Origin of the sequence: Mucilaginibacter jinjuensis (assembly GCF_028596025.1) — a bacterium.
In the GTDB taxonomy this organism is placed as follows: domain Bacteria; phylum Bacteroidota; class Bacteroidia; order Sphingobacteriales; family Sphingobacteriaceae; genus Mucilaginibacter; species Mucilaginibacter jinjuensis.
The window spans coordinates 576,186-596,766 of the sequence record NZ_CP117167.1 but is presented as its reverse complement, the minus strand read 5'-3'; the positions used below and the strand labels follow the sequence as shown (position 1 = coordinate 596,766).

Sequence of the window (20,581 nt, the reverse complement as noted above, 5' to 3'; positions counted from 1 at the left end):
ATTTAGTGAGTAGTGAGTAAGTTACTTGTAGAACTTATCAACTCAAGCAACCTAATCTAACTTAATCAACTATTACTCCTATCAGCGTTGCTGTTGTGCACTTTTCAGCAAGCACATTTACGTATTGGCCCGGTTTGTAGCGTTCGTCTACCGGGAAAATCACCATCGAGTTTTCATCACTTCGTCCGCAGTAGTCGTTGGCTGATTTTTTTGAATAGCCTTCGATCAATACTTTTTGTACTTTGCCAATTTTTTCAAGCAAACGTAAATGCGCATGCTCGCGTTGTTTGGCAATTACTTCGTTCAGGCGGCGTGCTTTAACATCCTCGGGGATATCATCGGCATAACGTTTGGCGGCTAAAGTACCGGGGCGCTCAGAGTACATAAACATATAAGCGAAATCATACTTCACATAATCCATCATGCTTAACGTTTCGGCATGTTCCTCTTCAGTCTCGGTGCAAAAACCGGTTATTACATCGGTTGATACGGCACAGCCTGGTAAAATATTTCTGATAGCATCAATCCTATTCATATACCATTCGCGGGTATAAGTACGGTTCATGATATCCAGTACACGGGTATTGCCCGATTGTACCGGCAGGTGAATATACTTGCAGATGTTATCATATTTTTTCATGGTATATAACACCTCGTCGGTAATATCTTTAGGATGCGAGGTAGAAAACCTAACCCGCAGATCGGGATTAATTTGAGCTACCATTTCGAGAAGGTTGGCGAAGTTCACAGTTTCCGCAACAGTCTCCTCGTTCTCTGCGTTTGGTTTCCATTTGTATGAATCTACATTTTGCCCTAACAAAGTAACCTCGCGGTAGCCTTCGTTAAACAAATCGGTACATTCTTTTACTATGGATATGGCATCGCGGCTCCGCTCGCGGCCGCGGGTAAATGGCACCACGCAGAATGAGCACATGTTATCGCAGCCACGCATAATGGATACGAATGCGTTGATACCATTAGTATTTAAACGTACCGGGTTAATATCAGCATAAGTTTCCTCGCGCGATAGCAGTACGTTAACCGAACGCTGGCCACCATCGGCCTGCTCTATCAGGTTGGGTAAATCGCGGTAAGCATCGGGGCCTACTACCAAATCAACCAGTTTTTCTTCTTCCAGAAATTTCGATTTCAGGCGTTCGGCCATGCAGCCCAGCACACCTACCACCATACCCGGGTTACGTTGCTTGGCAACCTTAAACTCTTTCAGGCGGTTACGAACGCGCACTTCTGCATTCTCGCGGATAGAGCAGGTATTAATAAAAATTGCATCGGCAATTGTAAAATCGTTAGTGGTTTCGAAACCCTTGTCCAGCAAAATAGATGCAACAATCTCGCTGTCAGAGAAATTCATGGCGCAGCCATAACTCTCAATATATAGCTTACGTCCGTTTTTATCAGCCTTAGTTTCCAGCATTAAAGCTTCGCCCTGTCTGCTCTCGTCATGTGCTTTATCCGGAAGTACCAAATCCATCATCAGTATTATTCAATTAAAAATGTTTGCAAAAATACATAAAAAACAAATACGCAATGACAGTTTGGCAGCTTTTAACAAAACCATGATTATAGTGTTATACAACAGTTGACTTTCACAGCTATATGATAGCAGATGTATCTTTTATAGCTTACTGTACGTTAATAAGAAGGTAATGCTGTATTAATAATACCTACGATGGGTATTAAATATTTGCAGATAAATTCATAAGTTTAAAAAGGCGCGGCAACAACCTCGCGAAGCAACCAACAAACAGCAAAAACAACCGCCCAACAAGGCTACTGAAGCATAACCCCTGATAATTGAATGACGTTAAAGTTTTTAAAATGCACCTGGCATAGAGTATTATTTTTCTCACTACTCGTCATTACAATTCTGGTTTTGATAGCCGCCATGCTGGTTAATAATTACTGGTCGCCCATACTGGCTGATAAATTGAAAAGCACCGTTGCCAACAGTACCGATAACCTGTACCAGGCCAATTTTGATGATGCGCAGCTACATGTTCTGGAAGGCCGCATTGTGATCCACAACATTACTCTGAAACCTGATACCAGCATATACAACGCACTCAAAAAAGCACACCTCGCCCCTAATAACCTATACGAACTGCATGTAAAAAAACTGGTGTTAAAACACATCCATCCTTTTAAACTCTATTTTAATCACAAGCTTGATATTGGCGAAATTGTGCTAAGCGCACCCATGCTAAAGGTATCGTACCAATTAAACCATGCTAAAGACACTGTGGTTAAAGACAAGCGTACACTTTACCAGCAAATCTCGAAATCACTCAAAATGATTCACATCGGTAAAGTAATTTTAAACGATGTGAAACTGCGGTACGAAAACCATAAAGGGGCAAAAGTGGCTGTTTCTGAATTACAAGACCTTAATTTAAGTGCGATTGACCTGCTGATAGATTCGGCCACACAATTTGATAAGAGCCGCTTTTTATATTGCCGTGAGATGAATGCCGAGCTCAATAATTACAGCGGGCAATCGGCCAACGGGCTTTATAAGTATAAGGCCAAACAGGTTACTTTTTCTACCCGTACATCGCAATTAAACGCTTACGATTGCTCACTGATTGCAACCCGCCCGCCCGAAGAGTTTTTTGAGCATACCTATAAAGACCGATTTGTATCGCACCTGGATTCATTGCAGCTTAATAACTTCGATTTTGAGGTTTATAATAAATACCACACCATCAGCGGTTCGAATTTGATACTGACTAATGGTTCGATCAACATATTTGGCAACCCGCGTAAAAACCCTAAAGCCGACACGGTTAATAAGATCCGTAACTTCCCCAATGTGGCTATTTTCCGTTTACCCAATTTAAAAATTGATACCATTAGCCTGCGCAGTATCGATGCCAGCTATGAAGAATATAACAGCAAAACCAAACAGGCAGGTATTGTTCGATTCGACAGAACGAGGGGCTATTTTTATAATGTAACCAACGATTCTGCTGCGTTAACCAAAAACCATTTCTGCAAAATAAACCTCAACACCCAGTTTATGAACCGGGGTAATTTAAACGTTGATTTTATTTTTAACCTTACCGATAAACGGCACGCCTACAGTTATAAAGGCCGCCTTGGTGCCATGAGTTTGCCTGCAGTTAACCCCGCATCTAAAGCGTTGGCTTCGGTTGCTATTACATCAGGGCGACTTAATAGTTTAGAATTTGACATGCAGGGCAACAGCGAGGTAGCAACCGGCAATGTTACCTTACTTTACAACAACCTGAAGGTGCAATTATTAAAGGCTGATACCACTAAACTTAAAATGAAGCACATGACCATTGCTTCGTTCTTCGCCAACGCACTCATCATTAAACACAACAACCCCGACAATAGCGACACTCCACCACGTTCTATCCCAGTTACTTTTCAACGGCCTATCGATTATCCTTTCTTTAAAACCGTATGGCATACTTTATTGGCAGGTATTAAGCCAAGTTTCGGGTTAGATGCCGCATCACAGCAAAGTGTTAAAGACCGCCTCGAAGAGCATAAACAAAACGTGATTGAGCGTAAGCAGAAAAAACAGATCCGCATAGAAAAAAGGGAGCAAAGACGCCGGATGAAAGCGTATAAAGCTTCTTTGAAGAATAAGGACTTGGAAGGTAAGTAACAATCTTACAATCCTTTCATTTCCACATAAAAAAATCAACTTTTGTGCAACGTTTAAAAAATTCAACCGTCTTATTTAAAAACATTGAATTATGAAAAAATTTGCCCTTGGTTTATTTGCCGTACTATTAATGGCAAGCACCTTAAAAGTATCGGCACAGGCAGTGTCTGAGCAAACCCGCAATGTATCCGGCTTTACCGGTGTTTCATCAGCAGGCCCGTTCAGGGTACATATCATTATGGGGAACACAGAAAGTGTTAAACTGAATATCGACGCCGAATATATTGACAAGGTTGAAACCGTGGTTGAAAACGGCAACCTGGCTATCCGCTTCAAAAAATCAAACGGAGGCTGGAACCAGGGCTATAACCTGCAAAATGCCGATGTTACTGTTACTGCCAAGTCACTTTCATCATTGGTAAACAGCGGCTCGGGTTCTATCACTGTTGATGGCGCAATTACTGCCAATGATTTTAAGGCTGTTTTAAGCGGCTCAGGCGAAATTAACGCACCTTCTATAAAAGTAAGTAATGAATTTACGGCACGCCTTAGCGGTTCGGGCAGTATCAATATTGGTGGCAGTTCTGCTTCTGTAAATGCGCAGATCAGCGGATCGGGCGAAATTAAAGCCAAAGGTTTTAGCACTGGTGATGCTACCGTTACCATCAGTGGCTCTGGCAATGTTTATTTAAAGGCTGATAAGCAATTAACCGCTAATTTGGTAGGTTCGGGCAATGTTTTCTATGCCGGCAATGCGCAAGCCACTACCCATAAAGTAGGTTCGGGCTCGGTTCAAAAAATGGACTAAACTTAACAATCCAATATATACTGAAGCATCGCTGTTACCGGCGGTGCTTTTTTTATGGCAATAGTTTGCGGTTGATACCGTTTAAGTAGGCAAACCAAACAAGCAGGCAACTGTTGCTTAGAGATAGTTATGTCGCTGCAATTTCAAATCGAAAGAAAAATTGCGCGTCTGATAAAATGTTTAGACATTTTTGTCCGTTTTAAATATGCAATATCAATTTATGAAAAAACTTACCCTTAGTTTATTTGCTGTCGCTTTAGCAATAACCACAACATTAAAAGCCACCGCCCAGGATACCGCTCAACAAACCCGCGATGTATCAGGCTACAGCAGTGTATCAGTATCAGGCCCCTTTAAAGTAAAAGTAATTTTGGGCGATAAAGAAGGCGCTAAACTTAACATCGACAAAGAATATATCGATAAAGTAGAAACCGTTGTTGACGGCGGCACCCTGAATGTGCGTTTTAAAAGGCCATCTTTCAGCCTTAAGCACGAAGAATATCATCCTAAAACTGCCGAGGTTACTGTTTACGTGCGTACCCTTTCAACCGTAACCAATACCGGTTCGGGCAATACGTCTGTTGAAGGCAACGTAACCGCCAGCGATTTTAAAGTGAGCTTAAGCGGTTCTGGCAGTATTAATGTGCCAACAGCCAAAGTAAGTGGCGAATTAACCGCTAAAGTAAGCGGCTCTGGCAGTATCGAAATTGCCGGAACTTCTGCTTCTGTTACTGCTTTTATCAGCGGCTCTGGTCAAATTAAAGCCAAAGAGTTCAGCACGCAGAAAGCCGGTATTACGGTAAGTGGCTCGGGCGATGTGTACATTAAAGCCGATAAAGAACTTACCGCAACTTTAGTAGGTACCGGTAATGTTTATTATACCGGTAATGCTGTAGTTACCAAGCATAAAGTTGGCCCTGGTAACGTGCAAAAAATGTAAGAAATTAAATACTGTTTTATGTAGAAAGCATCGCTATACCAGCGGTGCTTTTTTTATTGAAGTAACAATTTAAGGTTGATACCAAAATTAGTAAATGCCGTATTAAACGATTGTGAAGTATACGGTTTGGTAATGTTACTATCGTAGAAAATACTCATGTTAAACCGCTGGTTAATGGCATAATCGATAGATGGCCTGTAGGTGATGTTTTTCGCTCCCGAAGATATTTCGGCGCTTACAATATCGGCACGGTATATCAGGGTCATGTTATCCCGTACTGCCACATCCAGCTTAAAGTTTAAATCGTTATTAAGCTTAAAGCCGCTAAACCAACCAAACGGAAACCTGAAATTGCGGGTACGGTAACCAAAGCCAAACACCCAGATCTTCTCGTTCTGCTGCGCCAGCTGGCTGTTAAGTAAGCTCAGGCTCAGGGTTCGGCTCTGCCGGTATTCAAAATTGGTGGTTACGTTATTCTTAAACCGCATATCGAGCCCCAGTAAAGGCACAAACTGCTCAAATATGGTAACCTGCGAAAACTGGTAGAACGGCAGGAAATCGTTATTGGCATCGCGGGCAAAAGATGCGCCGTTTTCTTCTTTATACTGCAGCAGCGTATTATAACTGTTGATGGTATAGGTAGAGCGGTAACCATGCCGCAAATCCAGCGACTCAAAAAACTCCTGGAAGAATGGTATCCGGCTTAAGCCGTTATAGGTAATCTGCCAGTTAGGTATCGGGAATGTAGGGAAATCACCCAAACTTACGTTCGACGCCTTTTTGCCACCATAAGCTGCCAGGAAAGCCGGCACCAATACGTTTTGTTGGGTAGCACTGTAACCATCGGCATAACCATCCGTTGAGCCTTTGGAGTTTGGATTGGATTGCCCCAGTCGTTGCGAAATAACAGCCCGGTCGTCCAGCATTTTTTGGAAGGTTTTCGACGTATTATCAACGCCAGAAACCTTGGAGAATGCCGATGCGATTGACATGAAAGAGATACTATAATCTCCCGAAGTAATCGGGCTTTGGTTTTGGAAGCTTGAGCTAACCGGGTCGTATTTAAAATTACTTTGATAGTTACGGTCCTGCGTTCTGAAGGCGCTAAGCTCTATACGAAGGTCTTTAAACGGTTCAATCACACTGCGGAAGTGCATATCCTCGTTCAGCGTGGTTACGTATAACTGATTCTGCAAAGTATCTGTTGAAACCCAGCCATTGGCAATGGCTTTAGGGCGTAAATCGGCCTGGCTGCCCAGCAGGAAGCCGATACCCGGTGCATTATAACTAAAATCCTGCCCGGCAAAGTTTGAATTTGGCAGATAACCCGGTAAAAACGTACCCTGTGTACGTGTATAGTTACCGCTGATGTTTTTGATACTTGTTAATACCCCGATAAAGAAATCGCCCACGGTAACGCTGCCTTTACCCTGCTGCCCGTTGTTTGATTTGCGGACAAAACCAAATTTATTGTACAGCGTAACCAGGTTTAAAGTTGGGTTAAGCTGTATGGTGCGCGAGTTCTGAATACTGTTACCCACATCATACGCAGTGCTGTTTATAGCAAACTCTGGCTGGCTTTGCCAGTTAAAGTGGGTGCTGTAACGTGCCACCATGCTAATAAAATCAAGCCCCGGTATTTTGTTGAATGGTACGTTATAGTTAAAGTTTAACGTGTGGTTATAGTTGGTGGTACGCCCCAGCTTTAACAGGTTATCCCAAAGGGTATCGCGTTTTAGTCCATTTACACGGCCTGCAGGCTCGTCCACTACCGACAAGTTGGTTGCGTCGATGTCCATTTGCAGGTTCTTGGTCAGGTTCCAGCCTATACCATATACCCGGGTGATCAGGAAGTTTTTGTTAAAGGTTGTTGGTATCGGGATATAGTTGTTCGGGTCATTATTCCGCAGCGTATTCTCCGAATAGAACCGATTGAAATCGATACTGAAGTTTAACCGTGATGGCAGGATACTAAAGTTAATATCCCTGAACAACGCCAGCATGTTATTCTTAATGATCTTATCAAAAGGCGAATAATATTTAGGCTGATTGGTATAGTTATAAGCCAGCGCTACCCTGTACGTTTTCTCCAGATCGCTTTGCGTGGTAAAGTCGTGGTGCTCGTATTCGCTGTAGGAGTACGTGGCGTTCCAGTTCTCTATATCCCACACATGGTTTGGCGCCGTAGGGGTAGTTTTTGCCTTGTGGATATTGGTAAAGTTGATACTCTTCCGTATCGTATAATCCTCGGCAGCATTCTTAATCGAATCTTTTTCTTGTTGCGTGGTTGCCGCATTGAGCGATGTTTTGAGCAAGATATCAGGCTGCGCAGGGTCATACTGCGGCATACTGGTTTGCTGCGAAACGTTTACAAACATCGGGATATGGATCCCGCTCTTATCCGGGAAAAACTTACCGAGCTCCACATTGGTGGCCACATCATAAGCCTGGTTGTCGCTCCTGCTCCTGTCGCTCACACCCTGATCTATTGTACCAAAACCAACGGTGCTTTTACTACCCGCAATGGTAACATCAGCAAAGTCGGCCAGCTTGGCGTTCAGGTGTCCGGTTGCTGCCCATCCCCCGTTGTTATCAAAATCGGTTAACCTCAACTCATCAAACCAAACAATGGCGCTTTTATCCATACCATCATCAGCCGTATTATTGCCTTTGTAAGGGTTGCGCACGCCCACCATTACCGTGGTTAAGCGGCTTAAATCGGGCTGGCCTTTTATGGTTATTTTATTGGCTCCGTCAATCAAAGTATATGGTACCGTAAGCGGCCAGGCCTTACCATTTAGTAAAGCATGGTTACGCGCAAGCTTAGCATTGGTTAAGAGCGAAAGCTGCAGGTTAAGGCTATTTACATCCGGCCATATCGCATTGGGGTCGCTGGTATTAGGCAAGGTTACCTTTAACGGGATTTCGTATTCGTAGTAATTATCTATATAATCAATACCCAAACGTATAAAGGCGCTCACATCATTATCCTTTAAGTTGGTACCCTCGGCATGGATAAACATGTTAATGTTTTTGTACGACCGCAAATCGTTATTAAACATTTTAAATGCAGCCCTCGAGTAACCATCCTTCAGATTGGCAACTGTTACCGATAGCGACTGCTCATTTAGCTGTGTATTGGTACGCAGGTTATTGTAATCACGCTGGCGGGTAATACCAGGCGGCACTACATAAGGTATTGGCGTACGCGAACCGTTTTCTTCAATATTTACATCGCTCACATTCAGGGTCGAATTATCAAGCGGCGGGTTTACCAGGGCAGGGTCGGCAATTACATTGGCAGGGTTATTTTCGGCGTTAAAGTTACGCCACTCGCCACGCTCAAACTGCAGGTTGGCAAAACGCAGCACGGCTGTATCGGCAAAGTTGGTCATAAACATCCGCACAAAACGGATGGCTTTAAAATCCTCAATATTACCTGTTTTAGAGGTATAATTGGCAAGCGGGATACGAAACTGGTACCAGGTAACTCCCTGGGTGGTACCATCAGCCAGTTTTACCTGCGAGGTAATTTTATCGGTTATAAAGTTATTTCCTACCAACATATCCTGCGGGCGCATAGATACCTTGTACTGGAAATATTCATCAGCCTGGCTCATGTCGTTATCCCGGTTAATATCCTCGCCATCGGGCAGTGAGGTTGAGGCCGAGGTTTCCAGACCCAATGCAGCCTGTGATTGCTCTGCCGTTTTAGAGTTACCCTCAGTATTGTTATACTTGGCATAACGCTGCAAAATCCCCGCGCCGGTTTGGTCTAACTGCGGGCCACGGTAATACACATAATCATCAGACGATGGATCGGCCGCAACAGCGGCTGCAGCGGTTGGACTTAAAGTCCCTTTAATTTGCTGCACAAAGGGTGCGAATTTCTTCTGCTCGTCGGCATCATTTATCCCATCTATACCCACATCTTGCAAAGCCCTCGAATTAGGGTCATTATCAAACGCATTAATTACCGGTTGTAAACGTGGTACACGTCCCCAAACGGTTTCATCTACGGTGCTTAGGTCGCCATTAACCGGGAGGCCATTTTCTAAGCTCTTTCGTCCATCCAGCAAAATATCTTCAGAGATACTACCAAGGTTAAAATACAGGTCACCACCTGCAGAGTGCGGTTTGTATATAAATGGGTCCATCACCCAAAACGAAATATATGCTACGTTGAGTGATTCAAAATCATTGGTCTCAATTTTACGGAACATGCCACCCCAGCGGCTTTGTGGGTTTTGCAGCGTACCGTTACTGTTTACACCTGTGGTACTGTAGTTATACGGACCGCGGATAGTTGGATAAAAAGCCACATCCAGCGTAGGTAAAATAAGTGGCTGGCCGGTTACCGATTGTTTGTAAGGGAATACCTCGGTCTCCAGCACTTCACGAACATAATGATTGGAGAGTTCGGCCCGTGTGTTACCGGTTAGTACCGTGCTGGTATTGGTATAAAATATAGGGTCGATGTTATAGAAGGCAAGCCGGGCACGGTTGTAACCATAACTGAGATCGTTAAAGTTTTGCGCCTCCTTAAACATTTGCGGTGTTCCCGAAATTTGCCAGGCCGTAGCGCTTTTAATATCGATAACAGAGGTACTGTTTTCAAAATCGTCCAGGTAAGAAGTTCCCTTTTTAGAGCCCGCAAAATTGAGCGCGCTTGGGTTACCCGGCAGCAACTGGGCAAACTCGCCATTAAATGCAATGGAGGACGGGGCTTTAGTGCTTATGCCCGGTATTTTGTTAACCAGCCTGGTGAGTAACCGCGATTGCGAACTATAATTAGCATCGAGCCCCCAGATGGTATTGGAGATGGATTCCTGACCAACAATTTCCTTCTGCGTGATGGGTTGTTCAGTCAGGTGCATCAGGGTACCGCCCAGGCTCAGGTTATTATTCATCTTATAATCCAGCCGGGTACCATAGAGTGATTTCTGCTGAACACCGAACAGTTCATTATTCTCGATAGTTACATTGATAGGCTGGCCCGATGAAAGCAAAGCCTGGTTAATGATCCTGATCCGGCCGCTGTTATAATCAACGCTGAAGTCCGTGCCTTCTGTTAATTTCAAACTACCGGCTGTTACCACAACCGAACCCTGTGGTATATTCAAAGCATTCAGCTGATACTCTGACCCGCCTTGCGACGAATACGTACCCTTAATGATATACCTGTTTAAATTAGGGAAAAGTTGCTGTGCAATAGTTTTTGTAGAATCGTATATCGGCTGATACGTATACCGTTTAATGAGGTCTGTTTCGCCGGGCGCAAACTGCTTGGCCAGGTCGGAACCGAAAGGTTCGACGACGGGAAACATCACCCGTCCGTTTTGCGAGTCGATCGTAATGCCCTCTAAAAAGTCGAAATACCCATCCGGTTGCTTATCGTTCTGCGCATTCAGGTTATCGAGGTCTGTGAGTTGGATCCAGAGTTTACTCTTTGTTTTGGTACCCTCGTCCATAATCGGCTTTTCGATACCAGAGCTTTCATCCAAACGGGTGATCTGCATTTTGAAATTAGACGGACTGATTTGATATGCACCCAGCGAATAGATGTTTTTCATCATCAGTTTCCAGGTTGGCAAATTGGTTTTCAGCAGGGTATTCTTTAATAACTTTACATACAGCGTTTTTGGGTTAACCGGATCTACAGGTACGTCTGTCGAAAACTCACCCACCTGGTATTCTACACCATTATAAGTATAGCGGTATGCTACGGCCAAAACTTCATCATTATTCAACGGATAGTTTAGGGAGATATAACCCAATTGCGGATGCAGCGTGTACTCTTTATCTGTTAACTTACGTGCGTAAGTAAGCTTGGCGTAGTTATCTGTAGAACCGCTTGGCTGGAAGAATTGTGCAATGGCGCTCGAACTGGTATACCGCGGGTTACCGGGTAAAGCGTTGATTCTTTGCAACAGGTTGTTTGATTGTTGCGGGAAGTTATTACTTGTAAAACCTGCAGGTAAGCCCGTGCCGCCTGCACCACTAATTAAAGCAGTGTTATATGGTTTATTCTCACCCAGATCGAGGAAAGCCATGATATCGCGCGAATCAGTCGTGGTACTGGTACGGTTGGTAGTCCAAACCTCAATTTTGGTAATGTTTACGTTCGAACTGATGATGGGGATATTAGCCAGCGCCTTGTTATAGTTGTCCCTGAAAAACTGGGCCAGAAAATAGTGCTTGTTGGCCTCGTAATCGGCTGGTGTTAACCTGAATGTACCCTGCTGCGCACCATTGGTAATAGTAATGGTTTTTGTTTGAGACCGCTGCTGCGAGAAGATACTGGTTACATCCAACTTACCAAATTTGAGTTTAGTTTTTAAACCGAACAATGCCTGTGTACCTGTAATTAACGTGGTATTAAGCGGCATGCTTACCGTACCGAGCTCTATCTTCTGGATAATTTCATCGGGGTGGCCGGTGTAATCGATCTTGATCTGGTTATCAAACTGGAATTGCGCATCGGTATTGTAATTGGTGGTGATTTTCAGCTTATCTCCAATATTACCGGTAACGTTCATCTGGATCTTTTGATCGAAGTTGAAGTTGAAAACGCTGCGCTGCTTGGTATTATACAGCGGGTTATTATTACTGTTAACCTGCCCCGCAAATATCATCTCAGCTGATCCCTGCGGACGAATGTCAATTACCGAACTCCCGAATATCTGCTCGAAGGTTTGGTTATGGATATTCATTTGAGGTATAAAACCGGGCTGCTGTGAAGCATACGCATAATTATCAGACAATTGCTGGAAATACTGCCGCTGGTTTTGCTGCTGCATCAGCGCGAGGTATTGCGTAAAGTTTAGGTATTGCGGGGCCCTGTAATACATGTTACCAACCTTTTCGGTTAAAATATACATGTTAGAGGCAGGGTCGTAAGTAACGGTACGCACCAGGCCCGGAGGGTCGGGCTCTAACACGCCCTGCAACATGCGGCTGTTGCGTGTGCCTAATGGGTATAATGATTGCTGTACGGTAACCGAATCGTTTCTGCGTGTGGGCGCAATGGCGGGTTGGGGTTGTCTTTTAGTAGAATCTTTAGGAATTACAGGCTGAGTTTGCTGGGCAAAAGTGTAGCTGGTGCCGCCAAAAGCAGCAATCAGAACGAAAAGAACTACAACTTTTAGCGTAAGGTTTTTAATCAAGCGATCAGCAAAAAAAATTCTACTATAAATCTATAAATTTTTTAGCGCAGCTTTTATAAGCTGCTCCACATTTAAGCTGCCGGTTTGTTTTCTAATTTCACTTTCAAGTACTTTTTCGGCTATGTTACGTGCAAACCCCAGCATAATCAATGCACTTAATGCCTCATCTTTAACAGTATAATTTACAGGCGCATTTATCAGCGTACCTGGTCCATCTTTCTTCAATTTATCCTGTAACTCCAGTATCAGCCTTTGGGCCGATTTGGGGCCGATACCTTTTATACGCTGTATGGTTGCTACATGGCCGGCCACAATGGCTTCCTGTATCTCCTCGGGCGTAATGGACGAGAGCATCATCCTTGCCGTATTTGGCCCGATACCCGAAACCGAGATCAGGTGCAAAAACAGGCGGCGCTCGCCTTCATCGCCAAAGCCATAAAGCGTATGAGCGTCCTCTTTTACGTGTAACCAGGTATAAAGTTTAAACTGATTTAAATCTTTTAATTTGGCAAAAGTATGAACGGATATATTGATGTGGTAGCCTATGCCGCCCACATCAATAACCGCGTATGCCGGCGATTTAAACACTAATTTACCTTCGATATAATCAAACATTATCTACAGCTAATATAATTTAAAAAGCCTTGTGCTTATCGTTCATTTTGTTCTTTTTGCTGTGCATCCAGCACGGCAATGGTAATCATGTTTACAATTTCACGAACAGAGCTGCCCAATTGTAAAACGTGTACCGGTTTGTTCAAGCCCAGCAAAATTGGGCCTACTGCTTCGGCGCCGCCAAGCTCCTGCAACAGCTTGTAAGCAATGTTACCCGACTCGAGGTTAGGGAATATCAATGTATTGGCAGGCTTACCGTTTAAGGTTGAGAATGGGAAGTTATCTCCCAGCAAATCTGAGTTAATGGCAAAGTTGGCCTGCATCTCACCATCAACAATCATATCGGGGTATTTCTCGTGTAAGATCTTTACCGCTTCCCGTGATTTCTCGGGGATGATACCATCATTAGAGCCAAAGTTAGAGTATGATAGCAACGCCACCCTTGGCTGGATGTTAAACTGTTGTACAGAGCGTTCAACCAGTACAGTAATATCTACCAGCTCATCAACTGTTGGGTTTACGTTAACGGTTGTATCACCGAAAAACACAGGGCCTTTAGGCGTTATCATCATGTACATACCCGCCACACGGCTTACACCCGGCTCGGTACCGATAATTTGTAAAGCTGGTTTTATCGTGCTTACATAACTTTTGGTTAAGCCCGAGATCAAAGCATCTGCCTCACCAAACTGCACCATGCAGGCACCGTAGTAGTTACGGTCCCACATCATTTTGCGGGCTTCGTAAAGGGTTATGCCGCGGCGCTGGCGTTTGTTGTACAGGTACTCGGCGTACTCTTCAACACAAGGTGCGTTTTCTTTACGCGGATCAATCATCCGAACATCACCAAGCTCCAGCTCGGTTTCTTCGATGATCCTTTTAATCTTATCGATGTTACCCAATAATATCGGCGTAGCAATACCCTCGTCTTTTACAATCTGGGCAGCCTTTAAAATCTTGTAATTATCAGCCTCGGCAAATACCACACGTTTTGGATTTTGCTTGGCCTGGATAGAGATATTACGCAATAAGCGATCATCCTTACCAATGCGGCTTCTTAGTTCTTCCGAATAAGCATCCCAGTCGGTAATTACTTTACGTGCCACACCCGAATTTACAGCTGCTTTAGCTACTGCGATAGATACCTCGGTGATCAGGCGCTGATCCATCGGTTTAGGGATAATATAATCCCTGCCGAATTTCAGGTTCTTGGCGTTATAAGCCAGGTTCACCGCTTCCGGTACCGGCTTTTTAGTCAGCTCGGCAATGGCAATGGCTGCTGCCTGTTTCATTTCTTCGTTAATGGCAGTAGCCCTTACATCAAGTGCACCACGGAAGATATATGGGAAACCCAACACGTTATTTACCTGGTTAGGAAAATCGGAACGGCCGGTTGCCATAATTAAATCATCGCGGGTAGCAATGGCACTTTCGTAATCAATCTCTGGCTCGGGGTTGGCCATAGCAAACACAATAGGGTTTGGGGCCATGCTGCGTACCATATCCTGACTCACCACATTACCGGCAGAAAGACCAACAAATACGTCGGCATCTTTCATGGCATCGGCCAAAGTTGTAACATCTGTACGATGGGTAGCGAATTGCTGGCGCATCTCGTCCAGATCGGTACGGGTTTGATCCAGCACACCGTTAATATCAAACATCACCAGATTCTCTGGCTTAACACCCAGCGACAGGTACATTTTTGAGCAGCTCACAGCAGCAGCACCTGCGCCGTTAACTACCATTTTTATCTGGCTTAATATTTTGCCCTGCAATTCGCAGGCATTCATCAGGGCTGCGCCCGAGATGATGGCTGTACCATGCTGATCATCGTGCATTACCGGGATGTTCATCTCGGCTTTTAAACGGCGCTCTATCTCGAAACAGGTAGGGGCCGATATATCCTCGAGGTTTACACCGCCGAAGGTTGGCTCAAGGGCCTTTACAATATTTACAAACTCATCAACCGTAGTAGCGTTGATCTCTAAATCGAAAACGTCGATATCAGCATAGATCTTAAACAGAAGGCCTTTACCTTCCATTACAGGTTTGCTGGCCTCGGGGCCGATGTTGCCTAAACCTAATACTGCGGTACCGTTGCTAATTACAGCTACCAGGTTACCTTTTGCAGTGTATTTATAAACATCATCAACGTTTTTGGCAATTTCCAAACATGGCTGCGCAACGCCCGGTGAGTAAGCCATTGTTAAATCACGTTGCGAATTGGTTGGTTTGGTTGGTACTACTTGTATTTTACCAGGGCGCCCTTTTGAGTGGTAATTAAGAGCGTCGAGGTTGCGGTTAGTTTTGTTCATTCTTCTCAAATTCAGGCTGTAAAATTACAATTCTTTTTCAACTGTATACTACAATAGAAAGGCGCATTACAAGGATAATGCGCCTTCAATATTTTATGAATTATAAATACAATTTGAGCTTACAAACCCGCAGCAATAGCCGGTTTGGTAACTTTTGATGCCATAGCAGCACCCGTGCTTCCATCCTGAAGCTTTAAGGTTTGGCCTGGCGTAGCTTTATTGCCATGCAAATGGTTCCATGCTATCAGGTCGTTTAATTCGATACCGAACTTATCGGCAATATCTGCTAAACTTTCACTTTTTTTAACAGTATGATAAGCCGGCATGGCATCTATACCACCTGCATCAACCTCCTGCGTGTTAACTACAGCCATTGGTGGTACGCTAAGTGCGTTGTTGTTTAAAGCATCATAGAACACCTTGAACTTCTCTGTCTGGATCTTCGGGATAATCAATTTACGTGGTGCAGCGGCAGTACCGTTAACCACCATCATACGGTAAGATGGGTTAAGTGAAACCAACTGATCTGTAGTAATATTTAACACCCTTGATACATTGCTGAACGATACAAACTTATTCACCGTAACGGTATCCGTCTGTAATGGTAGGGCGCATACTTGCGGCGTTATTCTATGCTGCTCGTAATAGTTCATTAAATAAGCTACTGCTATATAAGCTGGTACATAGCCACGTGTTTCAACAGGCAAGTACTGACGAATAACCCAATAATCCATTGAATGGCCTTTTTCGATAGCGCGTTCTACACTGCCTTTACCGCAGTTGTAGGCTGCAATGGCCAAAAGCCAGTCACCAAACTCCTGGTAAGCGTCTTTGATGTATGCTGCAGCTGCGTAACTGGCCTGGATTGGGTCGCGGCGCTCATCAACGTAGTTGTTGATGGCCAAGCCGTAGGTACGACCAGTAGTCGACATAAATTGCCAAGGGCCGGTTGCACCAACGCGCGACACGGCATTAGGGTTTAATGCCGACTCAACTATAGAAAGGAACTTAATTTCTTCGGGGATTCCCGCTTCGCGGAAAGCCTTTTCGTAGATAGGGAAATAGTATTTAGATAAGCCCATTATACGGCCAAGCTCATCGCGGCGGCCTGTATAATTGTCGATGTAGCTTTGTACAAACTCATTGTAATCTAAAGGCACATCTTTTTGAATAGCTGTTAACCGGCTCTTCATAGAGCCACCAGGTGCATTAGCAAACTGAGCGGCGGGCGTAAAACTTTTTGCTGTATCGCGTTTTAAAGGGCTAACAGAAAAAGCTTTAGTAGCAACCGTAGAGTCTGAATGCATACCCGGGCCGGAAGCGGCAAGGGAAATTTTTGACAACAGCACTAAAGCAACAACAGTATAAAATTTCATCCTAAAAATATTTAAATGCCTGTGTGCTAAGGTTAAAATTGGTTTGACTAAAATAATAACTTTAACTCAGATTTAAAAACGTTTTTGAGAAATTTAACAGTTCCTGTTCTGCGAACCTTTTGGCAACCAGCTGCAAGCCAAACGGCAGTGCATCTTTTTCAACTTTTACTGGTAACGATATTGCCGGCATACCGGATAATGAAGCCTGCACCGTAAATATATCGGCCAGGTAAGCAACCACAGGATCCTTCTCTTCTCTACCCAACTTATACGCAGGTTCGGGCGCGGTGGGTGTCAGGATAAAGTCACAGTTATCAAGGATTTCCTCTGTTTTTTCGCGGATCAATCTGCGCATTTTTTGCGCTTTGGTGTAGTAGGCATCATAGTAGCCTGCGCTCAAAATAAACGTACCTAACATAATGCGCCGCTTCACTTCTACCCCAAAACCTTCGGAACGGGAGAGTTTATAGGTCGACATTAAATCGGTTGCCTTTGGGCTGCGGTAGCCATAGTGCACGCCATCATACCGGGCTAAGTTTGATGAAGCCTCGGCCATAGTGAGGATATAATAGGTTGGCACAACGTAATCGAGGTATTCGAAAGATACCGGTTCTACAGTATGCCCGGCTGCTTTTAAATCTTCTATTGATTTCAGTAAAGCATCTTTAATCTGCGGATCAAGTCCCGGGCGCTCCAACGCTTCGCGCAAGTAGGCTATTTTTTTAGGTGCAGTTTCTGCTTTCAATTCAGTGCTGTAAGCCGGTACTTCTGCCTGGATCAGCGTACTATCAAAAGCATCTTTACCAGCCATTATTTCTAACAGCAACGCTGCATCTTCAATAGAATTGGTGATTGTGCCTACCTGATCGAAAGACGATGCGTAAGCTATAATACCATGACGTGATATACGGCCATAAGTTGGTTTAAAACCAATGGCATTACAAAACGATGCAGGTTGCCTCACCGAGCCACCTGTATCTGTACCAATGGCTGCATGGCACATACCGGCCTGCACGCTAACTGCCGAGCCTCCTGATGAACCACCCGGCACACGGCTTTCGTCGGCATGGTTTTTTACAGGGCCGTAATACGAGCTTTCGTTTGATGCGCCCATGGCAAACTCGTCGCAGTTGCAACGGCCAATGATAACGGCATCTTCGGCCAGTAAACGTTCTACTATGGTTGAGGAGTAAATGGCAGTATAATTATCCAGTATTTTGGATGATGCCGTAGCTTTATGCCCCTTGTAAAGAATATTATCTTTTATGCTGATAACCATACCGGCCAATTTACCTGCGGTACCGGCTTTCAGTTTTTCGTCAATTTCAATAGCATGTGCAAGTGCTTCTTCTTCAAAAACTTCGTTAAAAGCGTTTAGATGCACATTTGCTTTGGCTTGCGCCAGGTAATTTTTTACAAGACCTTCTACAGTGATACCGCCTTGCAGCAGTTCGTTTTTTATCTCACTTAAAGAAGTATAAGTTTTAGCCATGGGCTAAAAATAAAAAAACTTATTAGTTGAAAGCATAATTTCAACTAATAAGTTTACCAATCCGGTATAGTAACCAGACAATATGAATAGAAACTAAACGAAATTAAACGTTAGTTTTTTCTTCTCTTTTTGGTTCAGAATCGCCGTTCTGAGCGTCTTTAAATTCTTTTACGCCTTTGCCTAAACCTTTCATTAGTTCAGGAATTTTCTTTCCGCCAAACAGAATTAAAATTGCGATGATAATCAGAATGATTTCTGGTGCGCCTAATCCACCCATGATGATTTTTAATTTATATGATTAATATTATTCTTGTGTCTTAACTTTTTTTCTCCTCAGTATTCGTACCAGGTTCTTCACTTACGTGCGAAAGAGTGATATGGTTTTCTGCCACGTGCGTAACTTCGGTATGTACCGGCGTTGCCAGGTGCGACAGGTCTGCATGGCTTTCGCCTGCAGGTGCTATATCGTTGTGTTGGTTTATGGTTGGTATTGCATTTTCATGATGCTCTTCCAGTGCAGGGGCTTCATGATGTTCTGCTACCGCTGGTGGTGCAAAAGGATCTGACAGGGCTACGGTATTAGCCACAACCGGCAGGTCTTTATCAGGCTCAGGAGCAACAACAGCTTCATTCTTTTCTTCAAAGTTATTAATCTGGTTGTGTATCTCGCGTTTAACGCCTTCTGATGCATCCTTAAAATCGCGTATCCCTTTACCCAGGCCTTTAGCAATTTGAGGAAGCTTTTCTCCGCCAAAAAGCAACAGGGCCACGAACATGATCAAGATCATTTCGGGGGTACCAATATTTAGGAATAAAAAAACGGGGTGTAACATATTGATGAATGAATTTACAAATATAGACAAATTAAATACTCAAAGTTTAATATAATTTATTGAGTAGCAAGCCATAACTTAGGATTCACAGCATTTTGACCTTTGTATAACTCAAAATGTACCTGCGTTTCGCCTGTAGCGCCATCAGTGGCTACCGTACCCAGGTTTTGCTTGATACCAATTTTATCTCCTTTAGATACACTTACTGATTTTAGGTTGGCGTAGGCGGTAAAGTATTCACCGTGCCTTACTACAACGAGGTAAGTACCACTAATATTGTTTACGCTGGTAACCTCGCCCGAAAAGATAGCCCTTACCCCTGCGCCCGAATTGGTACGGATATCAATACCCGGGTTGTCGGTTTTAATACCTTCAATGTACGTTAAACCAAACTCCTGCGTAATTACGCCATTAGCAACCGGCCATGGCAAGCGGCCTTTGTTACCTAAAAAGTCGTTTGATAGTTTGGCAAACTCCGGTGTAGCATTTAGCAGTTCACTATTAGTTGATGCTTTTGCAGCGGCCGGTGCAGGCTCTTTAGGCGCAGGGCTACCCGGATTGGCAGCGGCTAACCTTGCCCTTTCGGCAGCAGCACGTGCGGCAGCGGCCCTTGCTTCTGCTTCCGCTTTTCTGCGCGCTTCTTCTACTTCGCGGCGGATGGCAACCCTGATTTGCGACTCTATTTTAGCCTTTTGTTGTTGCGCATCCTTCAGTTGCTGCTTTAATTCGCCCTGGTGTTTAGAGAGGTCACTTATGACTGCCAGCTGACTATTTTTTTCCTGACCAAGCGTTTGTTTTTCTTTTTCCTGGTCTTTTAACAGCGTGCTTTGCTGATCTTTGGTACGGTCGAGTTCGTTAATCTTTACCTTTAACTCCTTTTGGGTGCCCTGGATCGATTCGGCCTGGCGCTGGCGATAAGTACCAAATTGCTGTAAATAGGTTAAACGCTTATAGGCCTGGTTAAAATCCTGCGATGCAAAAACAAACATCAGCTTGTTGTAGGCGCTCTGGTTATGATAAGCGAAAACAATCATCGCCGCATACTCTTTCTTTAGCTGATCGAGCTGGCTTTGTAGCGAGTGTACGTTGTTGGTATTTTCGTTAATCTGGTTACCCAAAAGGCGAACCTCAGAGTTAAGTGTGTTGATCTTATCTTCGCGTAAGCTAATTTGCGCTTTTAAAATATTAAGCTGTTTAAGCGTGGTTTTCTTATTTTTTGCAGTAGCCTCGTATTCATCGTTCAATTGCTGAAGCTCTTCGTTTAATTTATCACGACGGCGTTTTAGCTCAGCACTGCTTTGCGCAAAGGCATTTACGGCGGTGAGCGCAAGCACGAAAAAGAATACAGTTCTTAAAAATTTCATCAAACCAAAAATAC

At 44.0% G+C, this 20,581-nt stretch carries 12 protein-coding genes; 3 read left to right on the top strand and 9 right to left on the bottom strand.

Features of this window, described 5'->3' with window-relative positions:
• Nucleotides 1–61: 61 nt before the first annotated feature.
• Complete coding sequence (gene miaB, locus PQO05_RS02735; protein ID WP_273631121.1) at nt 62–1,495, bottom strand: tRNA (N6-isopentenyl adenosine(37)-C2)-methylthiotransferase MiaB; 1,434 nt, start codon at nt 1,493–1,495, stop codon at nt 62–64.
• A 411-nt stretch (nt 1,496–1,906) separates the two neighbouring features.
• Here miaB and PQO05_RS02730 point away from each other — a divergent pair, with 411 nt between their 5' ends.
• The 3 genes from PQO05_RS02730 to PQO05_RS02720 all read left to right on the top strand — a co-directional run bounded on the left by PQO05_RS02730 (nt 1,907) and on the right by PQO05_RS02720 (nt 5,403).
• Nucleotides 1,907–3,655 (top strand): hypothetical protein, encoded by a 1,749-nt coding sequence (locus PQO05_RS02730; protein WP_273631120.1) that lies wholly within the window; start codon nt 1,907–1,909, stop codon nt 3,653–3,655.
• Between the two features lie 91 nt (nt 3,656–3,746).
• Complete coding sequence (locus PQO05_RS02725; protein ID WP_273631119.1) at nt 3,747–4,463, top strand: head GIN domain-containing protein; 717 nt, start codon at nt 3,747–3,749, stop codon at nt 4,461–4,463.
• A 220-nt stretch (nt 4,464–4,683) separates the two neighbouring features.
• Complete coding sequence (locus tag PQO05_RS02720) at nt 4,684–5,403, top strand: head GIN domain-containing protein (protein WP_273631118.1); 720 nt, start codon at nt 4,684–4,686, stop codon at nt 5,401–5,403.
• A gap of 53 nt (nt 5,404–5,456) precedes the next feature.
• Here the strand turns inward: PQO05_RS02720 and sov are convergent, their stop codons facing one another.
• From sov to PQO05_RS02680, 8 genes are all read right to left on the bottom strand, one after another.
• Nucleotides 5,457–12,569, bottom strand: a complete 7,113-nt coding sequence (gene sov, locus PQO05_RS02715) for a T9SS outer membrane translocon Sov/SprA (RefSeq protein WP_273631117.1) — start codon at nt 12,567–12,569, stop codon at nt 5,457–5,459.
• 30 nt (nt 12,570–12,599) lie between these two features.
• Nucleotides 12,600–13,184, bottom strand: a complete 585-nt coding sequence (ruvA, locus tag PQO05_RS02710) for a Holliday junction branch migration protein RuvA (RefSeq protein WP_273631116.1) — start codon at nt 13,182–13,184, stop codon at nt 12,600–12,602.
• 35 nt (nt 13,185–13,219) lie between these two features.
• A complete protein-coding gene (locus tag PQO05_RS02705; protein WP_273631115.1) occupies nt 13,220–15,502 on the bottom strand; it encodes an NADP-dependent malic enzyme in 2,283 nt (760 codons plus the stop codon).
• 119 nt (nt 15,503–15,621) lie between these two features.
• Nucleotides 15,622–16,878 (bottom strand): lytic transglycosylase domain-containing protein, encoded by a 1,257-nt coding sequence (locus PQO05_RS02700; RefSeq protein ID WP_273631114.1) that lies wholly within the window; start codon nt 16,876–16,878, stop codon nt 15,622–15,624.
• A 61-nt stretch (nt 16,879–16,939) separates the two neighbouring features.
• The gene (gatA, locus tag PQO05_RS02695) at nt 16,940–18,370 is read right to left on the bottom strand and encodes an Asp-tRNA(Asn)/Glu-tRNA(Gln) amidotransferase subunit GatA (protein ID WP_273631113.1); all 1,431 of its coding nucleotides are present in this window, start codon (nt 18,368–18,370) and stop codon (nt 16,940–16,942) included.
• Between the two features lie 103 nt (nt 18,371–18,473).
• Nucleotides 18,474–18,647: a Sec-independent protein translocase subunit TatA/TatB gene (locus PQO05_RS02690; RefSeq protein ID WP_273631112.1), complete on the bottom strand. Its 174-nt coding sequence runs from the start codon at nt 18,645–18,647 to the stop codon at nt 18,474–18,476.
• 40 nt (nt 18,648–18,687) lie between these two features.
• Entirely contained in the window at nt 18,688–19,203 is a 516-nt protein-coding gene (locus PQO05_RS02685; protein ID WP_273631111.1) for a Sec-independent protein translocase subunit TatA/TatB, read from the bottom strand.
• A gap of 56 nt (nt 19,204–19,259) precedes the next feature.
• Nucleotides 19,260–20,567, bottom strand: a complete 1,308-nt coding sequence (locus tag PQO05_RS02680; RefSeq protein WP_273631110.1) for a murein hydrolase activator EnvC family protein — start codon at nt 20,565–20,567, stop codon at nt 19,260–19,262.
• Nucleotides 20,568–20,581: the final 14 nt, after the last annotated feature.